We start from the raw sequence: 21,546 nt of genomic DNA, 5'->3' as shown, positions 1-21,546 counted from the left end.
CGGTTTAACCAACTTCACTAGTGGTGCGTAGCCTAATTGCTTGACTGTTATATGGAGATAAATGTAGAAAATTAAATGCTTTATGTCTTAGCACTTATAAACTCCGCTACGTAATCATCTGTCGGATTATGACGTAAATCGCTTAGGGTACCGGTTTGCACCAAACGTCCGCCATTTAAGATGCTTATACGCTGGCCAACTTTGACTGCTTCATCAATATCATGAGTGATAAACACAATGGTCTTATTAAGACGCGCTTGTAGCTCAAGCAGCTGATCTTGTAATTGGGCGCGAATTAGCGGATCAAGGGCAGAAAACGCTTCATCCATGAGCAAAATAGGCGTGTCAGTTGCTAACGCTCTTGCTAATCCCACGCGCTGTTGCATACCACCTGATAATTCATCAGGATAGCTGTTCTCTAAGTTAGGCAGACCGACTTCATTCAACCAATGCCGTGCGATTTCATGGCGCTCGGCAGTACTCATTTTACGTACGCGCAGACCGTAAGCAACGTTTTGTATGACCGTCATATGCGGTACTAAACCAAAATGTTGAAACACCATACTGGCTGTTTGCTGGCGATACCCTTGTAACGCCTTATCATCGAGCTCTAATATATTGATAGCTGACGATGAGGAAGCGTTCTCCGTTGCCATTTTTTCTATATTGTTAACGGCCGCTGTTGAGGTTGATAAAGCAGGTTGCGAGATGTTATTTGAATTGCTGTTTAAATTAACACCAGTATCGACCCATATTTTGCCACTAGTGGGATCAATTAAACGATTAATATGTCTTATTAGGGTCGACTTCCCCGAACCTGACAGCCCCATAATACAATGTAGCTCGCCAGCTCTAATCGCTAAATTAATATCATAAAGCCCTACCGAGTAACCTGTTTTTTCTTTGACCGCAATGCTGTCCATACCTTCGGCCAATAATGCTAGCGCGGACTGTGCTTGGGTCGCATTGGCATTGTAAATTTTACTGATATTCTCTAGCTGGATATGATTCATTATTATTCTCGTTGTTTTTTAGCAGCGATTTTATAGTGATTGGTTTTTACAGTAAGTGGTTTGTGAGACTCTAGACCGCTCTTTAACCAATCTGTCTCCTACCTGCCTTAATGGTTTTTTGGCGTGCGCGTTTACCTTGTCCGAAAGCTTGGGTAATACGGTCAATAATAATCGCTACAATGACGATAGCGGTACCTGCTTGTAAGCCTTGACCGATATTTAGGGTTTGAATAGATTGTAGAACATCCTCACCAAGACCTGGTGCACCGATCATAGAGGCTAAGACCACCATCGACAGCGACATCATTACCGCTTGATTAATACCCGCCATAATACTTGGTAGCGCTTGCGGTAGCTTAATCCAAATCAGCAATTGCCAATGAGTACTGCCGAATGAGCGTCCGGCCTCAATCATCTCATGATTCACTTGGGTAATACCTAATGTCGTCAAACGAATGAGTGGCGGCAGGGCATAAATAACAGTGGCAAACAGCGCCGGCACTTTACCAATGCCGAATAGCATCAGCACCGGTATCAAGTATACAAAGCCCGGCATAGTCTGCATCACATCGAGTATCGGTGTAATAACTTTGCGTAGCAATCTGCTGCCCGACATGGCAATACCAATGGGAATACCAATGACCACGGTCACTAAGACCGATACCATCAATAGCGCTAGAGTTTCAATCAATGCGCCCCATAGTCCAAATGCGCCAATCAAAAACAGTCCGGCACCACAAGCCAGTGCAAACCATATCTTACGCACCCCAAACCAAGCTAACACGGTTACTAAGGCAATGATTGGCCACGGTGGAACAAAGGTTAAAAACCGTTCAATGGGCAGCAGCAAATACTTCAAGGCGACGGTACTAATACTGCGAAAAACATCACCATAATTTTTTACTACACTGGCCAATGACTCATTAAGAGGGGTTTCAAGCGACCACGAGGGAAAGTTTGATGACAGACCTAAGATATTGTCAGACGGTGTGACCGTATTAAGCGGTGAATTGATGCTGGTATTACCCGCCCCATCTGCTGTCAGGCTGATACCCAGTTTGGCAGCAAGAGCGGTTGCCGCGTCTTCAGATAACCAGTCTTGCCAGACATTCGGATTATCACGCAAAAAATTAAGCGCTTGCTCATCGCCACTGCGCTTACTCTCAGTCATCTCAAGAATAGCGCCATTCAGCTCCTTAGCAGTGAATTGTACTTTTTTGAATACCTCAGATAGCTCAGGATTGGCCTTAAGAAATGGCGTCGATACTGCAATTTTGAGCGGTGATACTGGAGCGCCAGATATACAATCTGAGGTACCGTTAACCAGCAGTAAGTCTTGCCAGCAAGCCTCGTCATAAGTGGGGAATTCTATGGGTGCAAAATCATATTTGGCAATCAAGCCTGTCGGCTGCCAATAATAGAATAATAAGGGTTTACGCTGCTCAAAAGCTGATGCAATCTCAGCATCAAGGGCAGCACCGGTTCCGGGATGGACATTATTAAAGGTATTGTCCAAACCAGTATTCTTGAGCAAGCGCGTATTGAAAATCTCACACGCCCAGCCTGATGGACAGTTCATAAAACGAGATTTGTTTGGGTCTTCAGGATCCTTAAACAGCTCAGCATATTTTGGCAAGTCTTGATAGCGGCGTAGACCTGGGTTTTCATCCATTACATACTTAGGAACGTACCAGCCTTGAGTGGCACCGCCTTTAAGCGTATCACCAATCACCACCACTTTATTGTCCTTGATGGCTTGCTCCATGATAGGCGAACGCCCTACCCACTGCTCGCCAATGATTTGAATATCATTTTGCGATAAGGCAGTCTCTAACGCCGGCCCAGCTCCCGGAACCTCTTCAACAGTACAGCCATAACCGCTCTCAGCGATATACTTGAGCACACCAGTTGTAAACTGCCCACTCTCCCATGTTAGCGCGCCAAACTTAATTGGATTCTCGCAAGCCGATGTTGTGGTCGAGGCCGCCGATGTGGTTAGGGACAACAACAACGAGCTTATCAACAGTAAGCTTAATGCAATCCATTGGCGCATAGCATATCCTATTTATTGTTATTTTTTATTGAGCTGCGGCGGTTGTTTTCTTAACACTCAACTCTACGATTACCCAATTTTATGACTAGAAGTTATGGTAGACAGTTAATTTAAACTTATCATTGCTATCCTTTAGCCTTACTACGAAGTGTAGCGATTTATGCGACTGATAACAAATACTTATTTATCAATTACTAAATACCACTTTTAGTTGATAGTACGTGTATAAATACAAATTCTGACTTTAATAACAATTTATGATAAATAGCGATCAAAAAAAATAGCGCCTGTCATAATAAGCGCTATTTAAATGGGAAGAAAGGATTACTCCACAGGCTTTATTTTAACATTAGCGCCATGCCTTTTTTAAATAGTGCACCATAAGGCGGCAAGAGCAAATTCATACCGTTAATTTTGGCTTGTACAAAAACAGGCTTCATGTGACTTAAGCGCTCAAAACCTGCTTGACCGTGATAGGTGCCAAAGCCGGAATCACCAACACCGCCAAACGGTAGGTCATGCTGTAACAAATGCAGGAGCACTTCATTGATAGCGACACCGCCTGATACTGTACGCGTACGTACTTGGTCAATGTCATGATCATTTTTACCAAAAACATATAGCGCCAATGGCCGTGGACGCGCATTAATAAAGTCAATGGCCTCATCCAGAGTCTCATAATGCATCAAGGGTACAATTGGTGCAAAAATCTCATTTTGCATCAGCTTACTGGTTGGGTCAGGTTCCGTCACGATAAGCGGCGGCATCAAACGTGTCTCAACGTTAGACTCAACATCGGTTAGCGGGTGTACGCCCTCAGCTGGTAGGCTGTCGAGATAGCCTTGTACTCGCTTAAATTGTTGGTTGTTAATGATATGGCTATAGTCTGGGTTATCGCCAATATTAGGATAGTGTTCTTGCATCCACTCTTTTGCTAAGCTAATAAAACGCTGATGATGCTGGCGCTGAATTAGGACATAATCAGGCGCGACACAGGTTTGACCAGCATTAAGCGTTTTACCCATCATCACCCGATTGACCGCAGCTTCAAGGTTGGCATCATCCAGTACAATCACTGGCGACTTACCGCCAAGCTCAAGCGTAACTGGCGTTAAGTTGGGGGCGGCAGCAGCCATGATTTTTTTGCCCACTTCAGTAGAGCCGGTATAGAGCAAATGGTCAAAGGGCAGTTTGCTAAAAGCTTCGGCGATATCGACTTCACCCAGCACCACACTCACCATATCCGGTGAAAAGTAATGCGCAACCGCTTCTGCAAAGGCTTCTGCAAATTGGGGCGCAGCCTCGCTCATCTTAATCATAATTCGATTGCCCGCCGTTAGCGCATCAATCATCGGTCCTATCGCTAGATATAGCGGATAGTTCCATGGCACCATAATACCTATCACGCCTAGTGGCTGCGGCTGAATTTCGTTATGAGCAGGCATATAAAGTGCTGAGGTGCCTACACGCCGAGTTCTCATCCATTTTTTACCGTTCTTTTTAGCGTGACTGATACCGGCAAAGCTTGGGAATAGTTCTGCAAACTGGGTTTCTGACTCGCTACGATAGCCGAAGTCCGCGCTGATGGCTTGAGCGATATCTTTTTGATTGTCACTGAGCATCATTTCTAGATTGTCTAATTGAGTCTCTCGAGTCGCCCAATCAACTATAGGCTGGGTACGGCTCAGCGCTTGCAAGCGCGAAAACTGAGCCTTTAGCTGCTCGGTAGTGGTAATGGTACTAAGCGAATGGTCAGCATCGCTCGTGGTTTGATTGTCGCTGCTTTGGTTGCTGCTGCTTTGAGTACTATTAATTTCGTTATTGGCTGTCATGTGTCGTCCTTGTCATGCGTCCTAGAGTCAAAATTATATACTTAAAACCCCACTCTCAACTATCATAATTTTTGGCGTAGGCTGTGGCTTTAGCCCAGCGTTTTTGGCAAATTGTTACGATTGACTGGGCTAAAAGCGCCAGCCTACGATAGCCCCTATTAAGTTGAGAGTCGCGTATACTTAAAACAAAACTCTATATTTATCGTAAGGTACTTTAGTAGTGATGCCTAAGCATTAAGTCTGGAGATAAATCCATTAATCACTATTCAATGTAGCGTATTGAATGGCGAATGAAAAGCACGTTTGGCTAACTGGTGGGTTTGTATACATGAACGCCGCCAAGTTTTAGTCGCTAGGCTATTATTAGGGCATTTTTTAGTAACCGTTTTTGAATGACAGCTTTTTAATGACGACTTTTTAGTAAGGGGTCTTTAATAACTGCTTTATTAATAGCCATATCTTTAGTAATCATATTTTCAGTATCAGTCTTTACTGGGCTTCAATTTAAATTTGAGTGATGGGTTTAAAAACTGCTAAACTCAATGATAGTAATCAATCCGTTTCATCACTGTTAAAAACATAATACGGCGACCCTAATGCCAAACTCAATAGCAAACACAGAGCGAAAAGTTAATGATCACTTTATTAATGACAGCCTTATTAGTAAATCGCTGATAGCTGCTGATTATAATCCCACCCATCATGCCATGCTACAGCGTACCTTAGAACGTATCGCCTTAAAAAAACAGCAAGGCTTGCGGACTCCCGATGAGCTATGGATAGTCGACCATAATGACGTCTACACCTTAGGGCAAGCAGGCAAAGAAGAACATATCTTACAACATACTGACACCCCTATTATCAAGACCGATCGGGGTGGGCAAGTGACATGGCACGGACACGGGCAACTGGTAATTTATTGGCTGTTTGACTTACACAGTTTGGGTTGGAGTGTACGCAATCTAGTTACACATGCGGAGCAAGCTATCGAGGATGTGGTCAATGACTGCCTAAATAATCAATCATCAGGTGCACTAGACTCATCTGCTAATACCAGTGCTAATTTCAGTGCTAATACTGATACAAATATAAGCGCCCATGCACGCCGTGATGCGCCAGGCGTATATTTATACAATAGCTCGTATGCTGATATGTCCAATATTGATAGCAAGATTGATAGTGGTGATAAACCTGAAACACCAGCTGCTGCTGCTGATAATAACAGTGCCATTATGCTAGGTAAAATTGCCTCGCTAGGCTTTAAGATTAAGCATGGCTTTAGCTATCACGGTATCGCGCTGAACGTAGATTGTGATTTATCCGCATTTAACGCCATCAACCCGTGCGGCTATGCCGGTATGCAGATGCTACGACTCGCTGACTTTACCGCCATGAAGGATGCAATGGATAAAAAAAATAAAAAAGGGGCCGAGCAACTAAGCTATGAGCAAGTCACCCAAAAGTTGATTGACAATGTTGCTCAGCGTCATGCTGGGCTAATCGAATTGCGTCCAATAGCGTCAAAATAGCGGTTTTGAAACTGTTTTCTTTCTTATATTCTATACTCCACTCTCAACTCCCATAATTTTTGGCGTAGGCTGTGGCTTTAGCCCAGCGTTTTTAGCAAATTGTTACGATTGGCTGGGCTAAAAGCGCCAGCCTACGATAGCCCCTATTAAGTTGAGAGTCGCGTATTCTATATACAGTATTAGCAGCCATAACTTGAGTCTTATTTTGCATAATATCGTGCGCGCTTAGACTTAAGCATAGCGAGAAAAATTAAACCAAACTTGTTATAATCGCGGTCAGTACAAATTAAGCGCGGTCATAACCTCACCGTGCTTTCATAGATATTCATACCACTCTCTAACCTTTAATAACAAAAGCAAATAGGAACCCTTTATGGCAGATTTTAATAAAATTTTAGATGCAGGCGACGTAGATGGCGGTATTATCAACGTAGTTATTGAAATCCCGACCGGTAGCAGTCATAAAATTGAATGGAATCGCGAGCTGGCTGTGTTCGAGCTTGATCGTATTGACCCACAGATTTTTGCTAAGCCATGCAACTATGGTTTCATTCCGCAAACGCTTGACGAAGACGGTGATGAGCTTGATGCTTTGATCCTTACTGAGCAGCCATTAACCACGGGTATTTTCTTAAAAGCCAAAGTTATCGGTGTCATGAAGTTTGTTGATGATGGCGAAGTTGATGATAAAATTGTGGTCGTGCCAGCCGATGATCGTAACAACGGTAACGCTTACAACAGCTTAGAAGATTTACCAAAGCAAATTATTGAACAACTACATTTTCACTTTAGCCACTATAAAGACTTAAAGAAAAAAGGCACTACTGTGGTCGAATCATGGGGTGATGTAGCTGAGGCCAAAGAAGTCATCAAAGAGTCTATCCAACGCTGGAAAGACCTGTAAGTCATCACTGACTCTTGATGAATTAATACTTTATGATCAATAAGAACCATTTACCGCCATCATCACTGTGATTGCGGTATTTTTTTGCTTGAAATTTGCACGGTCATAAAATTGTAGGCGTAAAGTTGCCGTCATAACGTTACGATATAAAGTTGCTATAATAAACCGTATTATAAGTATAGCGTTTTGACACCCGCAGACAATAGAAACAAAAATAAAGGACAACCATGTTTAATTCTGATCCTAACTCGAAACCCGTCAGCGCCAAACTGCCAAAAGAGATCATCATGATGATCGAAAAAAACAATCTAGTTATGGCGATTAAGGCCTTGGCTGCTGATGAGAATATCAGCATGGATGCAGCCAAAATACGTATTGATGCTTATGAGACCGAGCTTAAAGTCAAGCAGCAGCAAAAGTTAAATACTATTGCTAGCAAACAAGGCATTCCTAACGGAGCAATTAGCTTTGATAGAGAGCAAGTTCTAGAAGACTCTGAGCGACTAATAAAAAACCGGGTCAAAACCACCCCAGAAGAGCAAAACTTTAAAAGCCTACAACGTGGGGTCGATAGCCAATTAAATAATTTGGGCTATAAAAAACCGCTCCTCCCTTATTGGGCCAAGTGGTTATTAGTCATTATGATTATAATGGCTAGCATGTTTTGGATATTATGGCGGATATTTGGCTAAAAAATACTAAAGTAGTGGATCTATTTGATAATACGGATAGTATGTTTAAAATGGTTCCATTATATCAGTCTATTTTAAGTGGTCTGTTAATAGGTTTAAAGGGTGAAATAACTGGTTCCGTTGGGGTATACCTTAAAGTCACCGATGAATTTTGGGACTGATAAATAGAACTTATGTCAGAAGGCAATATGATCGTTAAAACAAATCAACTTAATTCAGCAAGCTAACGCAATCTGTGTCCACGCTTAATTGCGTTAGCTTGGTTTTATTTACACAAAATATAGGAATTATAGAAAATGTCGATTGGTTTAGTTGTTGCTGGTATTGTTGTTTATATAGTGCTTACTTTGAAGAAGTACAAATATGCTAATGATGTTGGCTCAAAATCGATGTCTGAATGGTGTGATATTCTAGAGAATAGTAATGCAAAGCAAAGGGAGCAAATGTCACATAGCTTAATTTTGTTTTCTGGAAAGACTCTAGAAAAAGAAGGTGTTTTACCTAAAAATGGATTGAGAAATGGAATAATCTTAAATAGAGAAGTATCTAAACCAAACTTTATTGTATTGGTATGTGAGGAAGCTGCTAATTTAGACTCATTTGATATTGAGTATAGAGAAAGAGCCTTGGATGCAACTAATGCAAGATACTATTTTTCATATTGTCTTACATTGATTTTAGCTGCTCGTGGTCCACATGGCTTAACTAACATTGCTTTTAAATCTCGTTATCCAATTGACGGTTTTTCAATTAGATAACATTTTAAGTGTATAAATTAGATTATGACAAATGATTTTAAGGGTAAAAAAGTCGCCGAGCCGAGTGCTAAAAAATAGATCTGCTAACATGAGAGTAACTTCATAATCTTCCAAATTCATAAATAGAGACATACCATGTCACTGCTGCAAAACTCAGTCATACGCAAATTGATAACCTTTTTAGTAACAACGTTATTGTCTCTATCAGCTATAGCGATGGACTTTACCCAAAACCAACGGTTAGCTCATGAAGGTAATGCTTCTGCTCAATATAATCTTGGAGTAATGTACTACAAGGGCGAAGGTGCACCTCAGGACAATACCAAAGCATTTGAATGGTTTCAAAAAGCAGCTAACCAAGGCAACACTAAAGCTCAGTTTAATCTTGAGGCAATGCTTACTAATGGTACTGGCGTTCGTCAGGATGATACTAAAGCATTTGAAAGGTTTCAAAAAGCAGCTAACCAAAGCAACGTTGACGCTCAATTAAAACTTGGAGCAATGTATTCTTCTGGCACTGGTATTCGCCAAGACTATGCAAAAGCGTTTGAGTGGTATGAAAAAGCAGCTAATCAAGGCAATGCTGATGCTGAATACATGCTAGGTTTAACGTACTCCCTTGGCAAGGGGTTGCCTCAGGATAATATTAAAGCGTTTAAACTGGTTCAAAGATCAGCCAACCAAGGACATATTGAGGCTCAAAATATACTAGGGTCTATGTACGAAGAAGGTTCAGGTATTCGCCAAGACTATGCAAAAGCGTTTGAGTGGTATGAAAAAGCAGCTAATCAAGGCAATGCTGATGCTCAACTCAATCTTGGATTTGTATATAGAGAAGGCAATGGCGTACCTCAGGATAATACTAAAGCATTTGAATGGTTTCAAAAAGCAGCTAACCAAGGCAATGCCAAGGCTGAAGTGAAGCTTGGAGAGATGTATTATGAGGGTAAAGGGGTTAGACAGGATTACTTTAAAGCATTTAGATGGTATGAAGGACCTGCCAATCAAGGCAATTCTAACGCTCAATACGTTTTAGGCTTAATGTACTTTCTTGGTAATGGCGTGCTTCAGGATAGCGCTAAAGCAGTTGAATGGTATGAAAAAGCCGCTAATCAAGAGAACCTTATGGCGGCATTGAAGCTTGCTGTAATATACCAAGATGGCAAGGGTGTTAGACAGAACTATGCTGAGGCTGTGAAGTGGTATGAAAAAGCCGCTAATCAAGGGGATGCTAGCGCTCAATTTATTCTTGGGTATATGTACTATAGTAGTAAGGATGTTAAACAGGATTATTTTAAAGCACATAAGTGGCATGAAAAGGCTGCTAATCAAGGGAATTCCGGCTCTCAATACACACTCGGATATATGTACTATAACGGCAAGGGTGTTCGACAGGACTATGCTGAGGCTGCGAAGTGGTTTAGAAAAGGAGCCAATCAAAGAGATGCTGCCTCTCAGCTTTTTCTGGGAATAATGTACTATGAGGGTAAAGGGGTTCGCAAAAGTAAGGTTACTGCCACGGAGTGGTTTGGTAAGTCTTGCGATAACGGCTTTCAAAAAGGTTGTGATGCTTATCGAATGTTTAAATAAGCCGTCATAATTTTATTACACGTATAACCTTTTATGGACGAGGCGCATAAAAGCGCTGTAGTTTGGGGGTCTCTGTCTTAGTTGTTGTAGGCTCAAGTTGATTATCGGATACAACAACTTTGACATCAATCTCTAAAGGCTCAGGTACTTTAATATCACCATATAACGCTTGATGATACTCCTTCTTAATACTCATACCCTTTGTCCATGTCATTAAGTCTTTATTTCCACGAGAATAACTCGTCCTTTCATATTCGTCCTGCAAATCCTCAATAAGATATGAGCATGGAAGTTGCGAGGGTCTGCCCCTCGATCAACTTCTTTTTGTGTGGGTTGATGAATAGCACAATCGGCAATCGTGCCGTAACGATCGGCTAGGGTTTGGGCGAACTTATGCGCTAGCGCCTTACGGTCTTGCTCACTCAATTCATGCGGTAGATTAACCAGCCATTCTCTAGCCACTCGCGCATCTTTTCTTTTCTCGGCAAGCTCTGCTTTGTTCCTTAAATCGCTGCGATCAATAGCAGCGTTGGCAGCAGCCAACGCTGACGGCAAAATAATATCTGCACTCATCACCCCATGTCGTTTTGAGTAATCTTGGGTCTTATCGTAGCGCTTATCTTCTAACTCAACACCAGCGCGATAGCTCGCACTGGCAACCGCACTTTGTCCATTACCTCGTGATATGGATTTAGTCGATGCGATGAAAATAGCCATTTCTATATACTCATATTTTTAATTTTTAGTACTACATATTTTCGTAGTATTGGGGGTGTGGGGGTTTACCCCTGCCGATGTTTTGATTTTATAAATGTGTGACCGTTAGGGATAAACATTTGTAAAGTCGAAAACTCGCACTTAGTCAGTGGGACGCAAACATCCGTCAAATAACTATATCATAGTAGATTGTTAGATACTGGCGAACTTGCTATAGTCAGGTGAGTAAATAATTTGATAATCTAAGGAGATGATATGAGCTTACTTGGTGGTAATGATTTAAAAGAACAGCAGAAGATTAATGAGCTTGAACTTAAAATAAATAGGGAGAAACAGAAGCTTGATAAAAAGTTAACGAGGCAAAAAATAATACTTGGCGCTTTCCTTGTAGATGCTTTGGATAATGATGCAGTAGGTGGTTTAAAGGAGTATACAGCTAACCATCTATTATCTTTCTTAACCAGACAGGGAGATAAAGATTTAATGTTAGACTTGGTAGAGAACCTAAGAACTGTGGCAGTGGAGAAGTATCATAGTTCTAATAATTAAAAAACTATAAATTTGAGACTCTAATGGAAATTATACTTGGTGTAGGATTTATAGATGAATTTTTGTAGCTGGGACTGGAAAGCTATTGCGCCCTTCATCACAGGATTGATTGCTTTATTTATATTCTACCAATGGAGAAATCAAAAACGCAGTGAAATAATGTCGAATGAGGCCGCAAAAATCTTAGTTCTTCTGGAAGAATATAGGGAAAACCTTGTTCATCTAGATAGTGAGATGATGAAACCATTAAAAGACGACAACACAGCTAAATTGGAAGAACTTAGATTGATTGCTCGTCAACTTTGCAGCAGCGCTATATCGTTTAGTGGGTTAGCCAGTAACGAAAGAACTGTAGCGACACAAATTAAAGATACCGTTGGTACTTTCTATAATAGAGCTAAGAAATTAGATAAGAAAAGCTTTCAAGAAATTAGGGAAAATCCAGAAAGTCCTATATTAGTCTCGGGATTTGATAATGCGATTAAAAAACCAAAAACTATCCTAATTTATTATTTTAAATATCAAAAAGTTAGATTGGTTTTGAGAAGGTGGGTTAGCATAATTATTTGAAATTAAAAAAATATCTACGAGGTTGATTTGAATCAAAAACAGTATATTCGGTTATCAATAGTCTTAGCCGTTCCAACTTTGGCTTTTAGTCTTTATTTAGGACAACAAGATGTTTTTCATGAGAGAGGGCAGTTTGTACAATGTAGTGTGAGTGAAGCTAATTGCTCTGCAATGATAAACACTTCCAGACAAAAACTTCACAAACAATTGAGGTATTTTGTTTATCCCACAGACAGGCTTTTGGGGTTATATGATATTGATATTCCGATGAAGATTTTTTTTGAGACTATTGATGGTGGGATGCTAGATGTAAGTAGTTTAGTAGACAGTAAAATGCTAGAAACAAATAGTTGTTACATATGGTCAAATAAAGATGTTCACTGTGAGTATGAGGATATGCGCAATATTCTTCCTTATCTTCTAACAGAAGGACGAATAGAGTTTGTCAATCCAGAAGATGAAGTAGCATTCAATGCGATAGTACAGGAAGGTGAGTCGTATTTTGAAGACTATATTTTGAATCGTATCGTAGAAGGTTTCGGAATATTCTTAATACTTTTTACTCCATATCTAATTTTTTCATGGTTAGTACACTTCATCATTTATGGAGCAAGAATAGGTTCAAAGAAAAAAAGACCCTATCAATAGAATATACCGTAAGAAACTGTGACACTGAAATAGATATAAATCCATGACCAGTAGGCGACTGAACGATAATTAGCCATTAATATTAATAACGTCGCACTGGCTTAATTTCCGCTGCTGCCACTGGTAAGATTTATGTTCGATAATAGAGTTTTACAGGGTAGATTTTAAGCACTATTAATAAAACTACCCCACCTTTCCTTAGAGTGTTTGTAATAAACTAACTGTTTTCAGGGAGAATCAGGATATGACCATAACACAAGAAGATAATTTACTTATTCAAAGTTATATAACAGTTTCATTTCTTTTAGAGCTGAAAAATTTGGACTTCTTAAATAGTGATTATTATAAGAATGCTGAGTTTCAGGATAAATACGTTCAAGAAAGTATAACTACGATTGGAATTGACAATCAAGGAAGTATGCTCATGGCTCTATACGCCATGTTAGTAATCCCAAAAGAAAAGATTAAAAGTAGGTTTGAATCTGAGTTTGATAAACTAAATGAAGTCGTTAATACGATAAAAAATGATGCAAAAACTGAATCTGACTACACGACTGATTCTGAAGGAATTGATTATGTTAGTCATATTAGAAATGCAGTTGCACATGCAAAGGTAAGTTTTATATTTAATACTGAAGTTGCTTTCTCTGATACTAGACATAACAATAAAACCAAAAAAGATGAGAATTGTACTATTACAATACCATTAGCAGATTTTGGGATGTTCATGAATGCATTGCAAAAGCTATTCTTTAAATATGTTGAGGACTACTGGTTGAACCGTAACCAGTAGTTGTACGGCTGTCAATTTGGTTCCTTATGTAGGAGCCAAACTCAGAAAACAGCTACTTTTGAGCAGATAACCATCATTGGTGGGAGTTAAGAAGTTCACACCCCAAAAATGGGGATACCCTCACCATCATGGCGAACCCTAAAACAAGCCGATTTAACCAATCTTCAAACCTGATGTTGGTATTATTGTTGGTATAGAGCAAAGTTAAAATTAAGAAACACCGTAAACACTTGGGCTATAGCCGACAGTTTACTTCCTACCATGCCGTCCACACTCAAAAATATACCTGATAATCTAGTCAAAAAACCATCAAGCCAAGCTCATTAAGTACACTCAGATGTACACTGATGCAATCCAATAGCCTACACCCATTGAAATCACTTGGGCTACAGCCAAAGCTTCGAGTCCTCACTAAGGAACCACCCATTACTCCTATAAAACGGGCCTTATGTTAAAGAAATTTATACCAAAAAATCACCGATCCGACCATACTAAAATAAAGGCTGTAACAATTGGGCTAAACTTTTAATTATGCGTCCGTATAAATGCAAGTTAGGGAGCTGTCACTACTGATGGAGCACCAAACAGTCACACCGCCCTACTCATTTATATGACCATTAGTTTTTTATGTTGATATTGATAAAAACCTATCTAGTGATACTCGCCAGGAAGAATTCTGGCGAATGCACGCTGAGCAAGGTTCGGTTTTCTATCAGTAGTTTACCCACCACGGGTGCTTGGAAATATACGATAGCCTATAGATTGAATACTGACATTAATCGCAGGCGCTAGAGAATAAGTAGCCGAAGAAAATTTACCCATATTGCTATTTAATGATTAACGTTTTTGAGGGGGTCGCTATAAAAAATCCTTTTTATTTATTATATTTCCATTAATGTTGGATATGTGTATGCAACTTCAGAATAGCAAAAACATACTGTCAATAATTAGGGAAACAAATATAGTCATGCTTTCAGGTAAAGACTATTAAGCGGTAATAGAACGCTATCAAATCTGCCCTATTGTTACTCATGGTTCATCAAGAAAGCCTCAACCACTTGAAATTGTCCGGCGGTACTTTCCTCACTATACATCGCTTGCCGAAAGGCATTAGAATTAGGAATGCCGGTGGTATACCATGCAATATGCTTACGAGCAATTCGGCAGCCAGAATACTCTCCATAAAAGTCGTAGAGCTCTTGTAGATGAGTCAGCACAATCTCTTTAATTTCGCTGACACTGGGTGCATCTAACATCTCACCCGTCTGCAGAAAATGTCTAATATCACGAAATAGCCACGGTTGACCTTGGGCCGCGCGCCCTATCATCACTGCATCACAACCGGTCAGCTCATAAACGCGCTGGGCTTTTTGCGGACTGTCAATATCACCATTGGCAATCACTGGAATACTGATACTGTCCTTAACTTCGCGTATCAGCTCATAGCGCGCTTCACCGTTATACATATCCTCACGAGTGCGACCATGAATGGCAATCGCGGCAATGCCTGCCTGTTCGGCGCGGCGGGCAACGCGTAGAATGTTTTCGCGGCCATTCTCATAACCCAATCGCGTCTTTAAGGTGACTGGAGCATTGACCGCATTCACTGCGGCATCAAGCAGCCGCGCGACCAAATCTTCGTCTTGTAGTAGTGCTGAACCTGCTAGCTTACGACAGACCTTTTTGGCCGGACAGCCCATATTAATATCAATAATCTGCGCGCCATTATCGATTTGATAACGAGCAGCTTCAGCAAGTTTATCCGGATCAGCGCCCGCTATTTGTGCTGAAATGGGCGCTATCTCGCCATCAAAGTTAGCGCGATATAAGGACTTTTTACGGGCATAAAGCGCCGTATCAGCGATAATCATTTCACTAACGGCATGACCGGCGCCAAACGATTTGCATAACTTTCGGAATGGATTGTCGGTAACCCCCCCTATGGCAGGATAGTTGTCACCCCTAAAAAAACAATCCAAATGGGGGCATCAAGGACTCATCATGCCACGCTATAGTGAAGAACGTAAACAGGCGATATTAAACAAACTACAACCACCCTTGAACCTATCCATCGCCGAAGTCTCAAGAAATGAAGGCATTGGGCTACAAACTTTGTATAATTGGCGCAACCAAGCCCGACAACAAGGTCAGCCCATGCCTGGAAACAAGAGAACCCCCAATGACTGGTCAAGCGCGACCAAACTTGCCACCGTCATTGAAACCGGCAGTCTAAGCGAAGCCGAACTCAGTGAATACTGCCGCCGTAAAGGACTCTATAGCGAACAAATCAAAGCGTGGCGTAGCGACGCCCTAAAAGGCTTTAGTAGCAGCAAACAACAAAGCCTTAAAGATAAGCGTCAACAGCAGACGGATCGCAAACACATCAAACAGCTACAACGCGAGCTTGCCCGAAAAGAGAAAGCGTTGGCTGAAACCGCCGCTTTACTGGTGCTCAGAAAAAAGTTGGATGCGTTTTGGGAGGAGCACGAGGACGACTGACCTTGCTGCCAGAGCGCAAACAATATCTAGCGTGGATACAAGACGCGAATCAGTCAGGTGCTAGAATTAACCTTGCCTGTGAAGAGGTTGGAATTAGCTTACGTACCTATCGGCGCTGGTACCGCGCGGGTCAGGTGAGCTGGGACAAGCGATTAGATGCCATACGTCCCGTACCGAAGAACAAGCTAAGCGCGTCTGAGCAAGCCGCGATCATTGCCGTGTGTAACCTGCCACGCTTTGCAAGCTTGCCGCCCACCCAGATTGTACCGACACTGCTTGATGAGGGGTTGTATTATGGTTCAGAGTCCACTTTTTACCGGGTACTTAAGCAACACCAACAACTCAATCATCGAGGTCGCAGTCTTGCCCCTCGAGTATCAAAGGCACCAAAGACCTTCACGGCGACAGGACCCTGCCAAGTGTTCTGCTGGGACATCACTTATTTGCCAAGCCCTGTTCGCGGGCAGTTTTATTATCTGTACATGATTGAGGATGTGTATAGCCGTAAGATTGTCGGTTGGGAAGTGCATGATCACGAGTCAGGAACACTGGCAGCCGAGCTGCTACAGCGTACGTTAATCAGTGAAAATGCGCTACACACGGGTGTGGTATTACACTCAGACAATGGCGCACCCATGAAAGCACAAACCATGCGTATGAAAGCGTATGAGCTTGGTGTGGTTACTTCTTATAGTAGACCGAGGGTAAGTAATGATAATCCGTTTGCAGAGTCGCTGTTTAAAACCTGTAAGTATCGCCCTAATTGGCCAACACAAGGCTTTGAAAGCCTGAATGATGCAAGACGATGGGTACTTACATTCACTCGCTGGTATAATTATGAGCATAAGCACAGTCAGCTTCGCTTTGTGACCCCCAATCAGCGCCACACGGGTGAAGATGTTGAGATATTAGCTCAGCGTAAGATGACGATGGATCTCGCTAAAGCTGAAAACCCTATACGTTGGGGCTCAAAAGAGGTTAGAAACTGCTCACCAGTTGGGCCGACGACATTGAACCCAGTAAAAGAGCAGAAACAGGATAAATTAAAAGCCGCTTAAACCGGCTTATGGTGACAACTAGCTTGATAAACTCCGAACCCCTGCCATCGGGGCAACTATGAGACGGTTTTCGACTGTCAAGCCGCCAATTTTTAGCGGCTGCAATAAAGGATGGTCACTATTATTTTTTACTTGCGAAACAGAAGTATTTGAAATATCTATAAACATAAAAAACGGCTTGATTTGCAATGAAAACAAGCCGTTATTCTAAGCATTCGTACGTATATTGCAAGTTTTAACCTTGATATATTTAAGCTAATTTAGAAAAGATGTAGTATGGCTGGAAGAAATTTTCGAAGCCTCTGGAGTGACGTAGTCACACAGCAAGCTAGAAAAATTTTTACCAGCTATAAGAAACCATATACTTATCCATTTTACTTAATATTGGCTATATTTATTTATCAAACACACTGCCCTGTTCTAGCGTAATATCGTCATCATGCTCTTGCATACGCCACGGTAAAGTATCTGGTGAGACATTTATGAAGTGTAAATACTTCTCAAACTGATCAATAATATCATTGATGACTGCCTCGGACTGATAACCATATAAGTCATAGGTCTGACCACCGCGGCGTAGATAGACTTCAGCACGATGATCATGCTCTTGTGGCAATTCATCAGCTTTATCCTCCGTGTAGTAATCTGGTGCATCATGTTCAGATAAACGCACTTCATACCAAAACTCGACATCATCACCACGTTGTAACTCAAGGACGGCGCGATTATTGACCGCATCGTAATTGACATGAGTCGTCCAGCCGGTTTCCGAAAACTTAGTCGACACTTCTATCATTGAGGGCATAATCACCTCTTTGATATAGCTTAAGACTTTATCACTAGTGGGCTTATCAGTCATATAGTCAATACGCTCGCGCCATGCCGAGGGTTTGAGTAGATGCGGTGGTATTCTATTATCATTGCCAAGGCTCTGGTTACGATGTCCCTCAATCCGTAACGCACGCCACATCCCAAACATCGAGATTAATATAATAATTGCAAAGGGTAAGGCACTGACAATAGCGGCTGTTTGCAATGCAGTCAGGCCACCGGCAAGCAGTAACACTGATGCCACCGCCCCTTCAGTCACTACCCAAAACGTCCGCTGCCACCATGGCGTATCACTATGACCACCAGCGGCTAATGAATCAATGACCAGTGAACCTGAATCTGATGAAGTCACAAAAAAGGTAATAATCAATAAAATGGTTAATGAAGAGACAAACTCAGTAAAGGGTAGTTTTTCTAATAGTTTAAATAACGCAATCGCTTGGTTATTTTGTACATCAGCGATTAAGGAGGTATAACCATCTACCATAATCATATGCAGGGCGGTATCACCGAATACCGAAAACCAAAAGAAGGTAAAGAAGGTAGGTACCAGCATCACCCCAAACACAAATTCACGGATGGTACGACCACGGCTAATTTTGGCAATAAACAGACCAACAAATGGTGCCCAGGCAATCGTCCATGCAAAAATAAACAACGTCCAACTGCCCATCCAATCGCTGCTTTCATAAGCTTGCAAACTAAAGGTACGCTCAACAATATTACCCAAGTAGCTGCCGGTATTTTCCATAAAGGCATTGAGAATAAATATGGTCGGACCGACGATAAATACGAAAAACATCAGTGCAGTTGCCAACACCATATTTAAGATAGACAAGCGCTTCACGCCTTTATCCATCCCCGCTAATACTGATACCAAGGCCGCTGCTGTAATTAAGGCAATAGCGATGACCTGTACCGTCGTGTTAACTGGAATCAGATCTGGTAACAGATAGTTTAAGCCCGCGTTAATTTGCGATACCGACAGACCTAAGCTGGTAGCAATACCAAACATGGTACCCACAATCGCAAACACATCGACGGTATGGCCGATAGGACCATAGATTTTATCACCGATTAACGGATATAGCGTCGAGCGTATCGACAGCGGCAAACCATGACGAAAGGCAAAATACGCCAGTGATAACCCTACCACCCCGTAGATGGCCCAAATATGAAAGCCCCAATGGAAATAAGCAATTTGCATCGCTTCTTTGGCAGCCTCGATGGTCTGTGGATCAGAGAGTGGCGGACTGGCAAAGTGCATTACCGGCTCTGCTACTCCAAAGAACAGCAAAGCAATCCCGTAACCTGCCGAAAACAACATAGCAAACCACTCGAGGAACTTATACTCAGCCTCAGCGTGATCGGGACCTAACTTAATACTGCCATAAGGCGAAAATGCCAATGCAATAATAAACATCAAAAACAGTGCCACGGCCAGCATATAAAACCAACCAAAAGTATTGGTGGTAAAATTCAGCACGGTACTGAATAGCTCGCCAGCCGCTTCAGGGTTAACAGCAGTGCCAATCATTAATAGAAGCATGATGACAGCCGCCGGCACAAATACCGGCAATAAAATAGTAGAGCGAGGTAACTTATTCTTCATAACAGCTGTCTCTTAAAAGTATCAAAAAAGCAGTTTCCTTTAAAGCGATCCCTTACCAGAGACCCCCTCAGAAAAAATAGGCATGTCTTTCTGACAGCACAAGAACCTAATCCTCACAACAGGAAAAGTCAAAAAATAGGGCAAGCAAGTGCCCAAATAAGGGTAATGTTTACCACAAACCCTCTATAAACCCCAGAATTATCGCTATCTTGTAACATTATTTTAACGTTCATTACAGGAATATTACCAAGCAATAAAAAAGGCAACTTGCTAGCTGCCTCTTTATCGATTTGAAAAACAATGACTTTAAATCTAAATATCAATCATCATATTCATAATTTAAGTGATTAATGAACCAAACAACGTATAATTAAGCAGCAATCACAGCAGCAAGTTTTCTAGCGGTATCAGCAAGCACTTCATGATCCGCTTGCGTAACTGCGTGACGTCCCAGCTCATGAATACTGCTCGGAATAAGATGCACATGATAATGAAAAACGGTTTGTCCTGATTGTGCGCCATTGAGTTGCATTTGAATAATGCCCTCACGCTCAAACACTTGGCGCTGCGCTTGCATGATTTTTTTGGCCGTCATTAATACCGCAGCGGCATACTCGGGCTCAAGGTCACCTAAATCAATCGCTTTTTGCTTGGTAATGACCAGTACATGACCTTCTGCTTGTGGCATGATATCCATAAAGGCGAGCGTTTTATCATCTTCATATACCTTATGATACGGAATATCACCATTAAGCATTTTGGCAAAAATGTTGTTATCATCATAAGTGATTTGTTGATTGGCTTGACTCATTATTTTATTCCTTAAGTTTTGATAATTTGGCTATTTGATAATAGCATTTGACAGTTATTGCTGTTAAGTACGGTGTCTACAATATAGTGGACGAAATCCGCTGACAGTACAAGTTGCTGAGACAACGAAGTAAGTTGACTACTAAAAATTTTCATTCAAACGCTACAAATAATGAATCTCATATTATCAATAACAATGCTCATATTTTGAGCGCATTAATTTATTAGCGAGTAGCGTGGTTTAAATGTTATATTAATACCCTATGTTTCTAACGTTACGTTTACGGATTTGACTGCCTTGCCCACTCAATTATCAGAAAATACTGACACTTATATAGAACCACCTAATGCTATAAAAACGGCTACCTCTAGTAGTGAGCCGCAAAAACCTGCTGTCGACAGTAGCAATAGCAAAACTATCGATCCCAACGCTATTATATTGGCGCAGACATTGACAGATCCTGCTATTAGCTGGCGCATTCATAATTGTAAAATCAGTAAGAGAACGGTGACCCAAGAATTACCGATGCTATTTTTATATCACTACGATAGTTTGGATGACAGTGTTAAAGAGGCACATCCGTTAACACCAGCGTTACTCGCACAATTTAACACCCCAATGACCGCCGCTGCCGCTGCCAAAATTATTGGCATTACAGGCGACTTATTGGCAAGCCCTTGGCATGTAAAAGTTATTGGCTCATTGGTAGTGTTTAGCGAAGCATTGCAATTAGCGGTACGTCTACATTGGACCAATACTGGCAAAAGCACCCAACAGCTTTATACCCAAGGCGCAGAAGAAGCGGTCACTGCGGCTTTTAAAGACTGGCAGTTTTTTGGTCGTATTGATGTGCTGCACAAAAATGACAAACAGACGCTAATCAGTATTGATGAGCAAGCCGAAGGCAATGAGCAGTTATTTACTATTGAGCCCAGCTCTGATTATCAGTTCTTGCCAGCGACTCATGCATTAGCCGTCATTGCCAAACTAGAGGCTGATAAAGCCGAACTGCCTTGGTTTGAAACAGCGATTTTAGAACGTCTTGAGTAGGGTTTTATACTTAAGTGCTTTATAGTTATCGGCTGAT

Annotated in this window: 19 protein-coding genes and 1 pseudogene; 11 read left to right on the top strand and 9 right to left on the bottom strand. The window is 41.5% G+C overall.

Going from position 1 to position 21,546, the window contains the following annotated elements:
* Positions 1-80 precede the first annotated feature (80 nt).
* The 3 genes from U1P77_RS03155 to U1P77_RS03145 form a co-directional block, all read right to left on the bottom strand.
* The gene (locus tag U1P77_RS03155; protein ID WP_321155948.1) at positions 81-1,013 is read right to left on the bottom strand and encodes an ATP-binding cassette domain-containing protein; all 933 of its coding nucleotides are present in this window, start codon (positions 1,011-1,013) and stop codon (positions 81-83) included.
* Between the two features lie 82 nt (positions 1,014-1,095).
* Positions 1,096-3,066 carry a glycine betaine ABC transporter substrate-binding protein gene (locus U1P77_RS03150; RefSeq protein WP_321155947.1) on the bottom strand — a complete coding sequence of 657 codons (1,971 nt, stop codon included), beginning with the start codon at positions 3,064-3,066 and terminating at the stop codon, positions 1,096-1,098.
* 338 nt (positions 3,067-3,404) lie between these two features.
* A complete protein-coding gene (locus U1P77_RS03145) occupies positions 3,405-4,898 on the bottom strand; it encodes a coniferyl aldehyde dehydrogenase (RefSeq protein WP_321155946.1) in 1,494 nt (497 codons plus the stop codon).
* A 608-nt stretch (positions 4,899-5,506) separates the two neighbouring features.
* Between U1P77_RS03145 and U1P77_RS03140 the strand changes: the two genes are divergently transcribed.
* The 5 genes from U1P77_RS03140 to U1P77_RS03120 all read left to right on the top strand — a co-directional run bounded on the left by U1P77_RS03140 (position 5,507) and on the right by U1P77_RS03120 (position 10,371).
* Positions 5,507-6,427 carry a lipoyl protein ligase domain-containing protein gene (locus U1P77_RS03140; RefSeq protein WP_321156597.1) on the top strand — a complete coding sequence of 307 codons (921 nt, stop codon included), beginning with the start codon at positions 5,507-5,509 and terminating at the stop codon, positions 6,425-6,427.
* A gap of 373 nt (positions 6,428-6,800) precedes the next feature.
* Entirely contained in the window at positions 6,801-7,331 is a 531-nt protein-coding gene (locus U1P77_RS03135; RefSeq protein ID WP_201553926.1) for an inorganic diphosphatase, read from the top strand.
* 227 nt (positions 7,332-7,558) lie between these two features.
* Positions 7,559-8,023, top strand: coding sequence for a hypothetical protein (locus tag U1P77_RS03130; protein WP_321155945.1), 465 nt, complete (start codon positions 7,559-7,561; stop codon positions 8,021-8,023).
* Between the two features lie 296 nt (positions 8,024-8,319).
* Entirely contained in the window at positions 8,320-8,781 is a 462-nt protein-coding gene (locus U1P77_RS03125) for a hypothetical protein (RefSeq protein ID WP_321155944.1), read from the top strand.
* Between the two features lie 135 nt (positions 8,782-8,916).
* A complete protein-coding gene (locus tag U1P77_RS03120; protein ID WP_321155943.1) occupies positions 8,917-10,371 on the top strand; it encodes a tetratricopeptide repeat protein in 1,455 nt (484 codons plus the stop codon).
* Between the two features lie 31 nt (positions 10,372-10,402).
* Here the strand turns inward: U1P77_RS03120 and U1P77_RS03115 are convergent, their stop codons facing one another.
* Positions 10,403-10,567, bottom strand: a complete 165-nt coding sequence (locus tag U1P77_RS03115; RefSeq protein WP_321155942.1) for a hypothetical protein — start codon at positions 10,565-10,567, stop codon at positions 10,403-10,405.
* Positions 10,568-10,584: 17 nt separating this feature from the next.
* Entirely contained in the window at positions 10,585-11,088 is a 504-nt protein-coding gene (locus U1P77_RS03110; RefSeq protein ID WP_321155941.1) for a MobA/MobL family protein, read from the bottom strand.
* Between the two features lie 255 nt (positions 11,089-11,343).
* On the opposite strand from U1P77_RS03110, the gene U1P77_RS03105 reads away from it, so the two are divergent.
* The 4 genes from U1P77_RS03105 (at position 11,344) to U1P77_RS03090 (ending at position 13,648) form a co-directional block, all read left to right on the top strand.
* Positions 11,344-11,637 carry a mobilization protein MobS gene (locus U1P77_RS03105; RefSeq protein ID WP_321155940.1) on the top strand — a complete coding sequence of 98 codons (294 nt, stop codon included), beginning with the start codon at positions 11,344-11,346 and terminating at the stop codon, positions 11,635-11,637.
* 54 nt (positions 11,638-11,691) lie between these two features.
* On the top strand, positions 11,692-12,207 hold the full coding sequence (locus U1P77_RS03100) for a hypothetical protein (RefSeq protein ID WP_321155939.1): 516 nt from the start codon (positions 11,692-11,694) through the stop codon (positions 12,205-12,207).
* Between the two features lie 27 nt (positions 12,208-12,234).
* Positions 12,235-12,855 (top strand): hypothetical protein, encoded by a 621-nt coding sequence (locus U1P77_RS03095; protein ID WP_321155938.1) that lies wholly within the window; start codon positions 12,235-12,237, stop codon positions 12,853-12,855.
* Between the two features lie 244 nt (positions 12,856-13,099).
* Positions 13,100-13,648, top strand: coding sequence for a HEPN family nuclease (locus U1P77_RS03090; RefSeq protein ID WP_321155937.1), 549 nt, complete (start codon positions 13,100-13,102; stop codon positions 13,646-13,648).
* Positions 13,649-14,673: 1,025 nt separating this feature from the next.
* Here the strand turns inward: U1P77_RS03090 and dusB are convergent.
* On the bottom strand, positions 14,674-15,627 hold the full coding sequence (gene dusB / locus U1P77_RS03085) for a tRNA dihydrouridine synthase DusB (RefSeq protein ID WP_321155936.1): 954 nt from the start codon (positions 15,625-15,627) through the stop codon (positions 14,674-14,676).
* Between the two features lie 22 nt (positions 15,628-15,649).
* Between dusB and U1P77_RS03080 the strand changes: the two genes are divergently transcribed.
* A protein-coding gene (locus tag U1P77_RS03080) for an IS3 family transposase (protein ID WP_321155460.1) occupies positions 15,650-17,205 on the top strand; the annotation gives its coding sequence in 2 pieces (ribosomal slippage) (positions 15,650-16,115 and positions 16,115-17,205; 1,557 coding nt in all).
* Positions 17,206-17,241: 36 nt separating this feature from the next.
* Here the strand turns inward: U1P77_RS03080 and U1P77_RS13500 are convergent.
* From U1P77_RS13500 to U1P77_RS03070, 3 genes and pseudogenes are all read right to left on the bottom strand, one after another.
* Positions 17,242-17,373, bottom strand: a pseudogene (locus U1P77_RS13500) (tRNA dihydrouridine synthase DusB); the annotation flags it as partial.
* Between the two features lie 226 nt (positions 17,374-17,599).
* Entirely contained in the window at positions 17,600-19,648 is a 2,049-nt protein-coding gene (locus tag U1P77_RS03075; RefSeq protein WP_321155935.1) for a BCCT family transporter, read from the bottom strand.
* Between the two features lie 370 nt (positions 19,649-20,018).
* A complete protein-coding gene (locus tag U1P77_RS03070; RefSeq protein ID WP_321155934.1) occupies positions 20,019-20,459 on the bottom strand; it encodes an HIT family protein in 441 nt (146 codons plus the stop codon).
* Positions 20,460-20,756: 297 nt separating this feature from the next.
* Between U1P77_RS03070 and U1P77_RS03065 the strand changes: the two genes are divergently transcribed.
* Positions 20,757-21,509, top strand: coding sequence for a hypothetical protein (locus U1P77_RS03065; RefSeq protein WP_321155933.1), 753 nt, complete (start codon positions 20,757-20,759; stop codon positions 21,507-21,509).
* Positions 21,510-21,546: the final 37 nt, after the last annotated feature.

The sequence above is a fragment of the Psychrobacter sp. LV10R520-6 genome (genome assembly GCF_900182925.1).
In the GTDB taxonomy this organism is placed as follows: domain Bacteria; phylum Pseudomonadota; class Gammaproteobacteria; order Pseudomonadales; family Moraxellaceae; genus Psychrobacter.
Note: the sequence above shows the minus strand (reverse complement) of the source record. Positions and strands in the feature narration are given on the sequence as shown.

Coding starts and splice junctions, on each gene's coding strand:
- U1P77_RS03155 (WP_321155948.1), bottom strand. CDS start 1,013: ATGAATCATATCCAGCTAGAGAATATCAGTAAAATTTACAATGCCAAT.
- U1P77_RS03150 (WP_321155947.1), bottom strand. CDS start 3,066: ATGCGCCAATGGATTGCATTAAGCTTACTGTTGATAAGCTCGTTGTTG.
- U1P77_RS03145 (WP_321155946.1), bottom strand. CDS start 4,898: ATGACAGCCAATAACGAAATTAATAGTACTCAAAGCAGCAGCAACCAA.
- U1P77_RS03135 (WP_201553926.1), top strand. CDS start 6,801: ATGGCAGATTTTAATAAAATTTTAGATGCAGGCGACGTAGATGGCGGT.
- U1P77_RS03130 (WP_321155945.1), top strand. CDS start 7,559: ATGTTTAATTCTGATCCTAACTCGAAACCCGTCAGCGCCAAACTGCCA.
- U1P77_RS03125 (WP_321155944.1), top strand. CDS start 8,320: ATGTCGATTGGTTTAGTTGTTGCTGGTATTGTTGTTTATATAGTGCTT.
- U1P77_RS03120 (WP_321155943.1), top strand. CDS start 8,917: ATGTCACTGCTGCAAAACTCAGTCATACGCAAATTGATAACCTTTTTA.
- U1P77_RS03115 (WP_321155942.1), bottom strand. CDS start 10,567: ATGAGTATTAAGAAGGAGTATCATCAAGCGTTATATGGTGATATTAAA.
- U1P77_RS03110 (WP_321155941.1), bottom strand. CDS start 11,088: ATGGCTATTTTCATCGCATCGACTAAATCCATATCACGAGGTAATGGA.
- U1P77_RS03105 (WP_321155940.1), top strand. CDS start 11,344: ATGAGCTTACTTGGTGGTAATGATTTAAAAGAACAGCAGAAGATTAAT.
- U1P77_RS03100 (WP_321155939.1), top strand. CDS start 11,692: ATGAATTTTTGTAGCTGGGACTGGAAAGCTATTGCGCCCTTCATCACA.
- U1P77_RS03090 (WP_321155937.1), top strand. CDS start 13,100: ATGACCATAACACAAGAAGATAATTTACTTATTCAAAGTTATATAACA.
- U1P77_RS03075 (WP_321155935.1), bottom strand. CDS start 19,648: ATGAAGAATAAGTTACCTCGCTCTACTATTTTATTGCCGGTATTTGTG.
- U1P77_RS03070 (WP_321155934.1), bottom strand. CDS start 20,459: ATGAGTCAAGCCAATCAACAAATCACTTATGATGATAACAACATTTTT.